Raw genomic sequence first — 13911 nt, 5'->3', positions numbered from 1 at the left:
GGGCCGGCCGCCGGGCGCGTATCGTGCGGGCTATGAGCGCTGCGGACGGGAGAACCGAACAGGCCCCAACCCCGACACCCTCGGCCATGCGACGCGCACTGGCGCGGGCCCGCGACGGCAAGGCCCTCGACTCCGCTGAGGCGGCGGTACTGCTGCAGGCACGCGGCGACGACCTCGACGAGCTGCTCGGTCACGCGGCACGTGTGCGCGACGCCGGCCTGGAGGCGGCCGGCCGCCCGGGGATCGTCACCTACAGCCGGAAGGTGTTCGTTCCGGTGACCAGGCTGTGTCGGGACCGGTGCCACTACTGCACTTTCGCGACGGTGCCGGGCAAGCTGCCCGCCCCCTTCCTGTCGCCGGACGAGATCCTCGACATCGCGCGGCGGGGCGCCGCGATGGGCTGCAAGGAGGCGCTCCTCACACTCGGGGACCGCCCCGAGGACCGCTGGGACCAGGCGCGCGAGTGGCTCAACGAGCGCGGGTACGACGACACACTGTCCTACGTGCGCGCCATGGCGATCATGATCCTGGAGGAGACGGGCCTGCTCCCGCACCTCAACCCGGGCGTACTCACCTGGTCGGACTTCCAGCGGCTGAAGCCGGTCGCGCCGTCGATGGGGATGATGCTGGAGACCACGTCCGAGCGGCTGTTCACCGAGCGAGGGCAGGCCCACTACGGCAGCCCGGACAAGGACCCGGCGGTGCGGACGCGCGTCCTGGAGGACGCCGGGCGCTGCGGTGTTCCGTTCACAACGGGAATCCTCATCGGGATCGGGGAGACGGTCGCGGAGCGGGCCGACTCGATCTTCGCGATGCGCGGGGTCGCCCGCGAGTACGGCGGGATCCAGGAAGTCATCGTGCAGAACTTCCGCGGCAAACCCGACACGGCGATGATGCACCACCCCGATGCCGAACTGGTCGAGCTCGCCGCCACGACCGCGGTCACCCGCCTGGTCATGGGGGCGCGAGCGCGGGTGCAGGCGCCGCCCAACCTGCTGGAGGAGCCAGGCTCCGCGGCCGGAACGTCCGACGAGCCCGACGCGTTCGCGCTCCTGCTGCGGGCCGGCATCGACGACTGGGGCGGCGTTTCCCCGCTCACCCCGGACCACGTGAACCCCGAGCGCCCTTGGCCCCAGATCGAGGAGCTCGCCCGGCGCACCGCCGAGTCCGGCTTTGAGCTGCGTGAGCGTCTCACCATCTATCCCGAGTACGTGCTCCGGGGCGAACCGTGGCTGGACCCCCGGGTCAGCGGGCACGTCGCAGCGCTCGCCGACCCGGAGACCGGGCTGGCCAGTGCGGATGCCGCTGCCGAGGGCCGCCCGTGGCAGGAACCCGAGGCGGCGTTGGCCGCATCAGGCCGCACCGACCTGCACGCGGCCATCGACACCGAAGGGCGCTCCGACGATCGCCGCGGCGACTTCGACGCTGTATACGGCGACTGGGATGAGGTGCGCGACCGCGCTGCCCGCCCCGGCGCGGAGCCGGACGCGCCGCGCAGGTCCGATCCCGAGATCCGCGACGCGCTGCGGGCCGCCGAGGCCGACCCCGCGGGCCTGTCCGACGAGCAGGCGCTCGCGCTGCTGCACGCGGACGGCCCGGAGCTGGAGGAGCTGGCGGCCCTGGCGGACGGCCTCCGGCACGACGCGGTCGGCGACGACGTGACCTTCGTGGTCACCCGGAACATCAACTTCACCAACGTCTGCTACACCGGCTGCCGGTTCTGCGCGTTCGCGCAGCGCCGCACGGACGCCGACGCCTACACGCTCTCCCTGGACCAGGTCGCCGACCGGGCCGCCGAGGCGTGGGAGGCCGGGTCCGGTGAGGTGTGCATGCAGGGCGGAATCCACCCCGACCTGCCCGGCACCGCCTACTTCGACATCGCGCGCGCCGTTAGGGAGCGCGTGCCGGAGATGCACGTCCACGCGTTCAGCCCGATGGAGGTCGTCAACGGGGCGTCGCGGACGAACCTGCCGGTCCGCGAGTGGCTGGAGCGAGCCCGCGAGGCCGGCCTCGACTCGATTCCGGGCACCGCGGCGGAGATCCTGGACGACGACGTGCGCTGGGTGCTGACCAAGGGGAAGCTCCCGGCGTCGGCATGGGTCGATGTGATCAGCACCGCGCACGACATCGGGATGCCCACGACGTCGACCATGATGTACGGCCACGTCGACGCCCCGCGGCACTGGGTCGCGCACATCAAGCTGCTCCGGTCGTTGCAGTGGCGCGCCCTCGAACGCACCGGCCGGCCGGGGTTCACCGAGTTCGTGCTGCTGCCGTTCGTGCACACGAACGCGCCCATCTACCTGGCGGGACTCGCCCGCACCGGTCCCACGGTGCGGGAGAACCGGGCCGTGCACGCGCTCGCGCGGCTGCTGCTGCACGGCAGCATCGACAACATCCAGTGCTCGTGGGTGAAGCTCGCCGAGGACACCTGCCGCCAGCTCCTGGCCGGCGGGGTCAACGACGTCGGCGGCACTCTGATGGAGGAGACGATCAGCCGGATGGCCGGCTCGGACCACGGGTCGTTCAAGACCATCAGCGACATCCGGGCCCTGGTCGAGCCCACCGGCCGGCCCGTGCGCCAGCGCACCACCCTCTACGGCGAGGTGCCCGAGGAGCGCCGCGAACTCGCCGAGGCCCACGACGGAGTGGCCGCGAGCGTGCGCCGTCCGCGGTTGCCGGTGGTGTGAGTTCCGCGTTCCGCGCAGGCGCGGCGCGCCGCGCCTGCGCGGAACGCCTGCGCGGAACGCCCGCCGGGTCGGGGTACTCCTGGGCAAGAGCGGGACCAGTAACGTCGTCGACGGCCATGTCGTGCTCCTGGCCACGGAGCTCAACGCTTTGGTCCTCACCTCGGATCCGGGCGACCTCGCCCGGATCGATCCGTCGTTGACGCTGGTCAGCGTGTAGAGCGGAACGAACCGGCTACACGCGGAAGGGAATGTTCAGCCACGGGCTCTGCGGGTGCGTGACCATTGTGTGATGCACGTCCAGGGGTTCGGTGTAGCGAGAGCCGAACTCGCCATTGTCGAAGTGCAGGCAGCGTCCCAGGATGTAGGCAGCCGAGAACTCCACCCACGAGCCGTAGTACTGCCGCGCCAGCTCTCCCGCGCGCGCCGCGTACCAGTGCGCGGTGCGCGGGTCGGTGTAGCCGCAGTGCACGCCCCAGCGCGCCATGTTCGCGCCGCGGCCGAGGTCCCAGGCCCGGATGTCGTTGACGACGGCGCCGGGCGGGAGCAGCCCGTCAGCGACGAACCGGTTCTCGTAGTTCACGATCATCCCGACGATGCCCTGGAGCTGCTGGAAGACGGAGTTGTCCCGGCCGTTCTGCTGGCACCACCCGGCGATGGCCTGGTACCACATCGCGGGCTGGACGGGCGCGCCCCCGGTTTGCCACGAGGCCTGCCGGCGCAGCTCCAGCAGCAGGCTCCCGGTGGGGTTGCTGGACGTGCCGGCGAGCAGCGCCTCCTGCTGCTGCCGCCAGTCGGCGGCCGAGTTGATGCCCCAGCTCTCCGCCAGCCCTTCGCGCTTCTCCCGCGGGTCGCAGCAGCCGCATCCGCGGTCGGGGGAGTTCCAGGGAGCTCCGTTGTTCACCGAGATGTGCACCGCGCAGGCGAAGGCGTGCGCGAGTGGCCCGTGGAACGGTCCGTTGGGGTCGGCGTGCAGGTCGAGGATGTTCGCGTTCACTGGGATTCCCTCCGTGGCTGCCCCGCATCCTCCTGTTTGGAGCAGGAGGAGAAGTCAATGCCCCGTTGGCGTGGCACCACCGGCCGAGCCCTCCGGTGGCTTTGCTGCGCTATGGCGCGCATGAGGGTATATGACGTGGCTCGCGCTGCGATCCAGCCGCGTTCCGGCGGGATCCGCCGGCCGCCGGGGACTCCCCGGGCGGCGCGGCGGCAGTACCGGTTGGGCCGTCACCGCACCTCGATGAAGGTCTCGGGGTCGCGCGGCGGGCGGTCGGGCGGCGGGGCGGCCGGACGGCCCACGGCGACAGCGCCCATCGGTTCCCAGTCCGGTGGCAGTTCGAGCACATCCCGGACGGTGTCGGGGCAGAACATCGTGGACGACACCCAGGCCGACCCGAGCCCTTCCATCGCGAGGCCCACGAGCAGGTTCTGCACCCCCGCCCCCATGGCGACCAGGAACATGGAGCGCTCGGCGGTCGAACGGCGCTCGTCCGGGTAGGGGTGGGCGCCGTCGGCCACCAGGCACGGCACCACCAGGTACGGGGCGCGGCGCAGGACGTCGCCGCGGCGGGTGCGCTTGGCGATGGCGGCCTCGGAGAACCCGTCGCCCCGCAGGTCCGCGACCCACGCCTGGTGCATGTCGGCCAGCAGGCGAGCACGGGTCGCCGCCGACTCCACCAGTACGAACCGCCACGGTGTGGTGTGGTGCGGCGCCGGCGCGGTGACCGCGGCCGAGACCGCCCGCCGCACGGCCTCCGGGTCCACCGGCTCGCCGCTGAACTCGCGGATCGTTCGGCGCGCCGGGACGACGTCGCGCGAGCCGTGCCGGAACAGGTCCTCGTCGGCGGGCCGGATCAGCGCCATGGCGCCCGGGCCGTCATCCTCGCTCACCCGGTGCGCGAGGCCGCGTACCACGGCGATGGGCACACCGCTGGCCTTGCCCTTGACCAGTTCACCGGCCGCCGCGATCTCGTCGGCGACCGCATTGAGCGTCACCTCCATCACGTTGCCGTGGCTGTCGACAGTCCCGCGCAGGTCCTCCAGTGGGGCAATGCCCGCCGCGCCGATGGCGACGTCGGTCTGGCCGACCCGCCATGGGCGGCCGAACGTGTCCGTGATGACCACCGCCACGCGTACGCCGAGCCGCGCGGCCAGCCCGGCCCGGAGCCGGCGCGCCGAGGCGTCCGGGTCCTTGGGCAGCAGGAGCACGTGCCCGGGCGCCACGTTCGAGGAGTCGACTCCGGCGGCGGCCATGACCAGGCCGGTGCGGGTCTGCACGATGCGGGTGTCGCCGCGGCGCGCGACGACACGCGCGGTCTCCTCATCGATCGCGCTCTCGCGGTCGGACCGCCGGACCCGCCCCTCGGCCTTGGACACGACCTTGGAAGTAACAACGAGAACATCGCCGTCGCGGAGGCCGGCGGACTCGCCGCCGGCGGGTGCGTCACGCTCCGCGTCCTCGCTCGCGGCCGCTGCCAGCTCCGCCAGATCGTCACCCGGGCCGACCTCGGGCAGTCCGGGAAGTCCGCGGACGGTCAGCTCCGCGTTCACGTTTGCCGCCTCTTCAGCTCAAGGGCGAGGTCGAGCGCCTCGCGCGCGATCGCCGCGGTCGCCTCCGGGTCGCTCATATACAAGGGGCAAGATCTGATCTCGGTGCCCTTGACGTGCGCATCGGCGTCGACGTCGTCCACCAGCCAGCCGTCGAGCAAATCCGGGCCGTAGTGCTCGGCGACCGCCTGGGCGGTGGACTCCACGTTGATCGCGGCCAGGCAGGCGTCGGCCATCCCGCGCACGGCCGTGCCGCCGATCATCGGCGAGACCCCCACTACGACCGAGTCGTTGAGCGCCTGGCGGATTCCCGGAACGCTCAAGATGGAACCGATGCTCACCACCGGATTCGACGGCGGCAGCAGCACGATGTCGGCCCTGGCGATCTCCTCCAGCACCCCTGGGGCCGGTTCGGCCTCCTCCGCGCCGACGAGAACGATCTCCGACGCCGGAAGAGCGGCGCGGTGCCGGATCCACCATTCCTGGAAGTGGATGGCCCTGCGACCCTCCCCGTCCTCGACGAGAACGTGCGTCTCGACCCGGTCATCCGTCATTGGCAGCAGTTGCACGCCGGGCTTCCACCGGTCGCAGAGTGCCCCGGTGACGGCGGACAACGGGTAACCGGCCGCCATCATCTGGGACCGGACGATGTGTGTGGCGACATCGCGGTCGCCCAGGCCGAACCAGGTGGGCTGCATCCCGTACGCGGCGAGTTCCTCCTTGACCACGAAGGTCTCGTCGGAGCGTCCCCAGCCCTGGGCCTCGTTGATCCCATCGCCCAGGGTGTACATGACCGTGTCCAGATCCGGACAAATCCGGAGCCCGAAGAGGGTTATGTCGTCACCGGTGTTCCCGATGACGGTAATAGTGGACTCATCGTCGTTGTTGCCTGCTCCGCCCTTGATCGTCGCCTTGAGGCCGCGCAGGAACCGCGCCCCTCCGATGCCACCAGCCGGTACGACTATCCGCATAGGCCCAAGTCTGGCAGGCTAGCGTCGTATATGTCCCGCGCCGGTCGCGGCTGCGGGATGCGCTCCCGGACACTTCGCCCGGCGCGCCGATGATCGTGAGTTGAGGCACGCCAGCAGGAGGCCGCCATCCCCGGTGCGCGTCCGGACGGCGCGATCCGATTCACTCCACGAACCAACAATATGCAAAGCTTCCACCGACGCGACAGCGAAGCAGCGGAGGGGAACCTCTCTTGAACAACCAAGGAATTCAGAGCTTGCGGGTACCTGCCGCCTGGGCGCTGCTTGGCGCTGTGGCGGCGCAGATGCTCGGGGGCCTCATCTACATCTTCGGAGCTGATGGGCAGTTCGATTCGAGCCCCGCCTGGAACATCAGCGAAATGGGCTCCTCGGCCTTTTTCGGACCGGGCATTGTCGCGCTGATCCTCGGTGCAGTGTTCCTCGTAGTGACCGGCCCGAAGAAGCCCGCCGCCTTCCCTGTCGTGCTGACCTCGCTCATCCTCGCCGGGATCGGGGCGCTCATGGGCCTCGTCACCCTGATCATGGGCTTCGTCGCCGCGAGTGACATGAACCAGATGGGGTACGGGTTCGCCACGTTCTTCGAGACCGCCGGCTACCTGGCCATCCTCGGCTTCGCCGGCATCTTTCTGATCAGGGTCTTCGGTGACGAGAACCTGGTGCCGCGCGCCGCGCCGCACCCCCCGATGGGCCAGCCCGGTTACCCCCAGGGTTTCCCCCCGCAGACGGGCGCGCAGCAGGGATTCGCCCCGCAGACGGGCGCGCAGCAGGGATTCGCTCCGCAGACGGGTGCGCAGCAGAGCTTCCAGCAGCAGGACTGGGCGGCCCAGCAGGGCTACGCCGACCCGAACCAGTCCTACGGTGCCCTGGGCTACCAGCAGCAGTACGCCGACCCCGGCCAGCAGGGCTACGCCGACCCGAACCAGTCCTACAGTGCCCTGAGCTACCAGCAGCAGTACGCCGACCCCAACCAGTACTACGCGGACCCCAACCAGTCCGCGTATGGGATGAGCTGGTCCCAGCAGGGAGAAGGCTACGCCCAGCAGAGCGGCGGGCAGCAGGCCTACGGTCAGGACTGGCAGTACCAGCAGCAGGCCTACGACCCGAACCAGCAGTACCAGCAGCAGGCTTACGACCCGAACCAGCAGGCGTACGGCCAGGACTGGTCGGCGGAGCAGCAGATGCCGTACGCGGGGCAGCCGGGCTACGCGAGCGGCGGGCAGCCGGCGGGCTACGACGCCTACGCGTACCAGGCCTATGGCACCGGCGGGCAGCCCGCCTACGGCGCGGGTGAGCAGCAGGCCTACGGCACCGGCGGGCAACCGGCCTATGGCACGGGTACGGGCGGCCAGGCGGCCTACGGCGGCGGGTACGACCCCTCGGCGTACGCTCCGCAGGGCTACGGCGAGTCCGGTGGCGGGGATTACCTGCAGCCGGGGGAGCAGGCCGCGCAGGACGCCATCCAGTACGGCTGGTACCAGCAGCCGGTTGACCAGGGTGGCGAACGCCACGACACGCCCATGGAGCAGTTCTACGCCGCGGAGGAGCAGCAGGCGGCCGACCCCGCCCAGTATGGCGACCCGGGCTACGCGCAGTACGGCACCGGCGCCGGGTATGGCGAAAATTACCCCGCTGACCAGCAAGGACACCCTGAAGCTGGTGAGGGGCAGCAGCCCTGGTACCGCGACGACGATCGTCGCTGACCCTCTACGGCCCCCCTTGATCCACACGGAATGGCGTGGTAATTCCGCTGAACGGGCATGAACGAACCACCGTCCAAGGTTCGTTACATGATATTCAGTTGATTACCACGCCACGTGCTTGACGTATAGCGAGCCACACACGTGTAATTTCAAGGTGTGTTTCCACCCTCCCGGGGGTCTAATGGGAGGGTACATCGAGGGGGGCAATAGGAGGTGCGCATGAGCGAGGTCATCCCGCTGGCGCACGGCGCAGACGAAGATCTGGGCTGGCAGGAACGTGCCTTGTGCGCGCAGACCGATCCCGAGGCGTTCTTCCCCGAGAAGGGCGGCTCGACACGTGAGGCGAAGAAGGTCTGCCAGTCATGCGAGGTACGGGCGGAGTGCCTGGAATATGCGCTGGAGCATGACGAACGCTTCGGCATCTGGGGGGGACTCTCCGAGCGTGAACGTCGCCGGCTGAAGAAAGCCGCCGGACAGGATTTCGATTTCTGGTCCGACATCATCTAGTCACACCGGAGTCAAGCCTGTGCCCTGGGTAGATGCCCAGGGCACAGGTGTTTTTGCGGGTAGGATCGAGGGGTTGGTACGTCGTGTCGGAATCGGCGCGGACGGTCTGCGGAGTCGCGTATCGTGATCAGCCGATAGTGTCCGACCGAAACGGTCCTACCGTCCTTACCTCGAACCTTCGAGAGCGAACACCCAGCCGTGCTACCTCTGGACCCTGCCCGCCACATCGTTACCGCGGTCGTCGTCACGCACGACGGCGCCCGCTGGCTCCCGGAGACCCTGGAGGCCGTACGCGGGCAGTCTCGGCCGGTGCAGCGCGTCGTGGGCGCCGATACGGGGAGCCGCGACCGGAGCGGCGAGATTCTCGCCGAGTACATCGCTTCGGACGCCATCACCAAGCTCCCGAGGCGCACCGGCTACGGCGACGCCATCCGGGCCGCCGTTGAACTCCCGCGCGCCAACGTCGAGTTTCCCGGCGCGGCGTCCGACGCCGTCGAGTGGATCTGGTTGGTCCACGACGACTGCACCCCGGATCCCGACGCGCTGCAGCACCTGTTGCTGGCCGCCGACGACGACCCGCACGCGGCCGTGCTCGGCCCCAAGCTTCGCGACTGGTTCGACCGCCGGATGCTGGTCGAAGTCGGCGTGACCATTGACGGCGCGGGGCGCCGGGAGACCGGCCTGGAACCGCGCGAGTTCGACCACGGCCAGCACGACGGCAACCGGCGCGTCCTTTCGGTGTCGAGCGCGGGAATGCTCGTGCGCCGCGATGTCTGGGACGCTCTCGGCGGCTTCGACCGGCGGCTGCCGCTGTTCCGCGACGACATCGACTTCTGCTGGCGCGCCGGCGGCGCGGGGCACCGCGTGCTCATCGTCACCGACGCCGTGGCCTACCACGCCGAGGCCGCCGCGCGGCGCCGGCGGCACCTCAGCGCGACCAGCGACCACCCGCGCCGGATCGACCGGCGGCACGCGCTCTTCGTGCTGCTGGTGAACCTGCCGTTCGGCGGGATGGTCGGTGCGCTGCTGCGCAACTCTTTCGCCTCGGCCCTGCGCGTACTCACCTACGCCATCGTGAAACAGCCCGCCAACGCCTTCGACGAGGCCGCGGCGATCACCTCCGTCTACCTGACGCCCGGCCGGCTCATCGCGGGCCGTTTCCGGCGGAGACGCCAACGGCGGCGCACCTACAGCGCGATCCGGCCGTTCATGGCGCGCGGGGTGGCGCTGCGGCAGTTCACCGACGCGGTCTCGAACATCGCCTCGGGCGCCCCCGCAAGCGACACCGCCGGCCGGCACCAGGCGGTGACCACCCCGCCGCCGGCCGAAGACGACGACCCGCTGCGCGACGACCAGAGTCTGGTGGTCCGGGTCCTCTCCAAGCCCGGCGCGCTGCTCGTGTTGGCGCTCACGGTTGTCGCGCTGGTAGCGGAGCGCTCGCTGCTCATCGGCGAACGCCTCGCCGGGGGCGCGCTGCCACCGGTGATCGGCGGGGCCAGTGACCTGTGGTCCATCTACCTGGCCAGCTGGCACGACATCGGAATCGGTACCGGCGCCGCGGCCCCGCCCTATGTCGGCCTGCTCGCCCTGCTCTCCACAGTCACGTTCGGCAAGCCGTGGCTGGCGGTGACGATCATCCTGGTCGGCTGTGTTCCGCTCGCCGGGCTCACCGCCTACCTGCTGGCGAAGCGCGTCCTGCACTACGGGCCGGCGCAGATCTGGATGGCCGGATCGTATGCGCTGCTGCCCATGGCCACGGGGGCGGTCGCCCAGGGCCGGGTGGGGACCGCGCTGGTGCACGCCATGCTCCCGGTCCTCGGGCTGCTGGTGCTGCGCATCCTGACCCTGCCACCGCGCCGGTCGCGCCGGGCCGCCTGGACCATGGCGCTGCTGCTCAGTATCGCCGCCGCTTTCGTGCCCCTGGTGTGGCTGCTCGCCCTGGTCGTCGGTGTCCTGGTGGCGGTGGCGTTCGGACACGTCGGCCGCAGGCTCTACATCAGCATCGGCATCGTGCTGGTCGCCCCGCTGCTGCTGTTGCTCCCGTGGTCGCTCTCGCTGTTCCGGCACCCCTCGTTGTGGCTCCTCGAAGCCGGACTGCACCAGCCCGGCGCGACCCCGGCGTCAGCCGGCCAGTTGCTGATGCTGTCCCCGGGTGGGCCCGGAACGCCGCCGATCTGGGTCACCGCCGGCTTCATCGGGGCCGCGTTGTGCGCCCTGCTGTTGCTCCGCCGCCGGATGCTGGTCTCGATCGGCTGGAGCATCGCGCTGTTCGGCATCCTGGTGGCCATCGTCATCGGGCACATGGCCGTCGCACCCCCGTACGGCGGGCCGACCGCTCCCACCTGGCCCGGCGTGGCGCTGGCCTTCGCCGCCACGGCGCTGTTGCTGTCCGCCGCGACGGCGGCGCAGTCCTTCGGCCTTATGGTCCGAATGGGGGGACTGCGCCGGATGTTCGCGCTCGCCGTCGCCGTCCTGGCGCTGACCACGCCGGTTTCCGCCGCCGCGGTGTGGATGTGGAACGGCGCGCAGGGTCCGCTTGAGGGCGATGCCGGACCGGCCATGCCCGGCTACCTCAGATCGCTCAGCGACGACGGGTCGGGCGTGCGCACACTCGTCATCTCGCCCGAGAGGGACGGCTCGGTGACCTACAGCGTGCTGCGCGGGCGCGAGCCGCGAGTCGGCGAGGAGCAGGTGCCGCCCGAAGGGCAGTCCCACGAGGCGCTGAGCCAGGCCGTGGCCGGGCTGGTCGGCGGCGCGAGCGGCGACGAGGCCGACGTTCTCGCCCAGTTCGGTATCGGCTACGTGCTGCTGCCCGAGCCCGACATCGGAGACAACGCCGACCTCACCATGGTCGACACAATGGACGGCACTCCCGGAATGGCACGGCTGCTGCTTTCGCCCGAGTTCGCCATGTGGCGGCTGGACGAGGACACCGGGCGGCTCCGGGTCGCCGACAGCGACGGCGCGCCGACAGTCCTGCGCGAGACGGACCACGAGGCGGGAACCGCCGAGGTGCCGCCCGGCAGTGGGCAACGGACCCTGCTGCTGGCCGAACCCTCCGACGGTAACTGGCGGGCCACGCTCGACGGCACCGAGCTCGAACCGACCGAGGCCGGGGCCGGGCTGCAGGCGTTCGAGCTTCCCGCGAAGGGCGGCGACCTGGAGATCGAGCGGACGGGCCTTATCCGGCAGGCATGGCTCATCACCCAGGCCGTGCTGCTCGCCATGGCCGTGGTGCTCGCGCTACCGGGCATGCGCACCGAGGACGACGTCCGCGAAGAGGAGGAGCAGCCGACACCGCGACCGCGGAACCCGATCGGCGCGCGCAGGGCCCGCGGTTCCGCGCGGGGAACGCGCCGGGAAACCCGCGGCCATCGGAGGCGCCGCGGGCGCCGGAAAGGTGGTTCATCGTGAGGCTGCTGGTCGAGAACCGGTTCGCGCTGCTTGGCCTGGTCATGGTCGCGTTGGCTGCCTTGTTCGGGGTGGCCTCCGCCCTGGGCGCCACTGGGGCGGGCACCGGCGGTGGTGTCGCCGAGGACCCCGAGGTGGTGGAGGTGGAATCGGCCACGCGGGCCTGCCCCGCGCCGCGCGGCGACGACCGAGCGAGCGAGCTCGCGGCCTTCGCTCCCGGAAACCAGCAGGAGACCGGGTCGCTGTCCGTGGCGGAGAACAGCGGTGACGATGATCGCCTGGGAACCGCCGAGCGGATGGGCCAGCCGTGGTCCGAGGACACCACCGACGCCGACCGGTTCTCGGTGGCGCGCGCCGAAGACGGATTCGCCACCGGGCTGGAGGTCGCCCAGATCACCCTCGGCGAGGACGATCCCTACGCGACCGAGGTGCGCTGCGTCGACCCGAGCGTGAGCACCTGGTTCACCGCACCCGGCGGCGAGGCCCTGCAGGGAACCCAGTTGCTGTTGTCCAACGTCGACGACGACCCGGCCACCGTCAGCGTGGACATCTACGCCCCGGACGGCCCGGTACTGGCCGAGGAGACCCGCGGTATCTCGATCGACCCCCACGATGACGAGGACATCTCGCTCACTCACCTGGTCGAGGACACCGAGTCGATCGCGGTGCACGTCCGCTCCAGCAAAGGGCGCGTTGGCGCGTCGCTGTTCGCGGAGCGTACGGATCTGGGGCAGGACTGGGTGCCGCCGACCACGGAGCCGGCCAAGCGCCATGTGATCCCCGGGGTCCCCGAAGGCGGCGGTACGCGGCGGCTCGTCGTCGCGACGCCGGATGACGAACCGGCCACCGTGAGCGCGCGGGTACTCACCCCCGACGGTGAGGTCGAGCACGAGAGCCTGGACGACCTGAGCGTCCCCCCGGCCGCGTCCGCCATGATGAGCCTCGAAGGCCCGATGGAGCAGCAGCCCGGGACTGTCGTCGTCGAGTCCGACCGGCCGGTCGCGGCGGGCGTGGCGATGGAGCGCGACAGCGGTGAGGACACCTCCTACACGGCGGCCACCGCACCGCTGGAGGGCCCCTTGAGCACCACGGCGGTCGTTCCGGCGAACCCCGAGGACACACAGAGCAAGCTGCTCTTCGGGGCCCCCAAGAGCAACGCGAGCGTGGTCGTCACCGCCTTCGGCGAGGAGGGGGCGCAGGGCGAGTCCCAGCAGGTGGACATCGAGGCCGGACACACCCTGGTTGCCGAGGTGCCCAGCCCAGAGGACGCGCATGCCCTGGCCATCCAGGTCCCCGAGGACTCCGGGCCGGTGTACGGGGCGCGCGAGCTCACCCAGAGCTCGGACGACGACCGTGCCACCTCAACGGTCCCGCTGCGGCCCGCCCCCACCGAGGTGGCACTGCCCGCGGTCAGCGACAGCCTGACGAGCGCGGTGCCCTAGACCGGTGATGTGGGCGGGTGGTGCGGCGTCCACCGGGAGCGGCGACGGCGGCGGATGGCCGGGGTTGGCGGTGATCGGCCCGGATAACGGGCGGTTGCGCGGCTAACGAGGGCAGCGAGGACGCCGGCTGGACCAGCCGCCGGTAATCGCTACTGGTGCCCGATAGCGGCGCGCGCGACGAGAGCGGCGACGAGGGCGGATGGCCCGGGTGGTGCCCACCGGGGCTGGCTGCGCAGGGGCCGCGTCCGACGGCGGCGAGGGCCGCCAACTCCGGAGGAGCCGCCCTCCGGGCGTGCGTCAGCGTTCCCGCCCGGCGGCGGGGCGCGCATCGAGGGTGACTGTGGGGACATTCTCGGTGGTGGGCCGCATCGAGAGTGACTGAGGGGACATTCTCGGCGCTGACCATGTCCGCACGGTCAGGTTCGGTGCGGACCCCACCCCTACACCTGACCGTTCTGCCGTGTTTCGCCCGGTTTGGTGCCACGGTCACCCACGACGGGCCCAGCCACGAGCCAGACCCCCGTCGTCGGGGGCGCCACCACCGGGACCCCGTACCGACATGCGCTTACCCGGGCCATGTGCTGCCTTCGCTGCCCTCGCCGGATGCGTCACCATCCGCCGCCAGCACCGA

General features: G+C 71.0%; 8 protein-coding genes. 5 read left to right on the top strand and 3 right to left on the bottom strand.

Annotated elements, in window-relative coordinates; all coding sequences use genetic code 11:
- The first annotated feature begins 32 nt into the window (after window positions 1–32).
- Complete coding sequence (locus F4561_RS23220; protein ID WP_184581565.1) at window positions 33–2690, top strand: bifunctional FO biosynthesis protein CofGH; 2658 nt, start codon at window positions 33–35, stop codon at window positions 2688–2690.
- A gap of 232 nt (window positions 2691–2922) precedes the next feature.
- Here the strand turns inward: F4561_RS23220 and F4561_RS23210 are convergent, their stop codons facing one another.
- The 3 genes from F4561_RS23210 to cofD form a co-directional block, all read right to left on the bottom strand.
- Window positions 2923–3684 (bottom strand): DUF1266 domain-containing protein, encoded by a 762-nt coding sequence (locus F4561_RS23210; protein ID WP_184581563.1) that lies wholly within the window; start codon window positions 3682–3684, stop codon window positions 2923–2925.
- A 227-nt stretch (window positions 3685–3911) separates the two neighbouring features.
- A complete protein-coding gene (locus tag F4561_RS23205) occupies window positions 3912–5234 on the bottom strand; it encodes a coenzyme F420-0:L-glutamate ligase (RefSeq protein ID WP_184581561.1) in 1323 nt (440 codons plus the stop codon).
- Complete coding sequence (gene cofD / locus F4561_RS23200; protein WP_184581559.1) at window positions 5231–6202, bottom strand: 2-phospho-L-lactate transferase; 972 nt, start codon at window positions 6200–6202, stop codon at window positions 5231–5233. The genes F4561_RS23205 and cofD overlap by 4 nt, the downstream gene beginning before the upstream one ends.
- Window positions 6203–6456: 254 nt before the next feature.
- On the opposite strand from cofD, the gene F4561_RS23195 reads away from it, so the two are divergent.
- From F4561_RS23195 to F4561_RS23180, 4 genes are all read left to right on the top strand, one after another.
- The gene (locus tag F4561_RS23195) at window positions 6457–7920 is read left to right on the top strand and encodes a hypothetical protein (RefSeq protein WP_246438146.1); all 1464 of its coding nucleotides are present in this window, start codon (window positions 6457–6459) and stop codon (window positions 7918–7920) included.
- Between the two features lie 219 nt (window positions 7921–8139).
- Complete coding sequence (locus tag F4561_RS23190) at window positions 8140–8427, top strand: WhiB family transcriptional regulator (RefSeq protein ID WP_184581555.1); 288 nt, start codon at window positions 8140–8142, stop codon at window positions 8425–8427.
- Window positions 8428–8625: 198 nt separating this feature from the next.
- Window positions 8626–11841, top strand: a complete 3216-nt coding sequence (locus F4561_RS23185) for a glycosyltransferase family 2 protein (RefSeq protein ID WP_184581553.1) — start codon at window positions 8626–8628, stop codon at window positions 11839–11841.
- The gene (locus tag F4561_RS23180) at window positions 11838–13280 is read left to right on the top strand and encodes a DUF5719 family protein (protein WP_184581551.1); all 1443 of its coding nucleotides are present in this window, start codon (window positions 11838–11840) and stop codon (window positions 13278–13280) included. The genes F4561_RS23185 and F4561_RS23180 overlap by 4 nt, the downstream gene beginning before the upstream one ends.
- Window positions 13281–13911 lie beyond the last annotated feature (631 nt).

It is taken from the genome of Lipingzhangella halophila (assembly GCF_014203805.1).
In the GTDB taxonomy this organism is placed as follows: domain Bacteria; phylum Actinomycetota; class Actinomycetes; order Streptosporangiales; family Streptosporangiaceae; genus Lipingzhangella; species Lipingzhangella halophila.
Note: the sequence above shows the minus strand (reverse complement) of the source record. Positions and strands in the feature narration are given on the sequence as shown.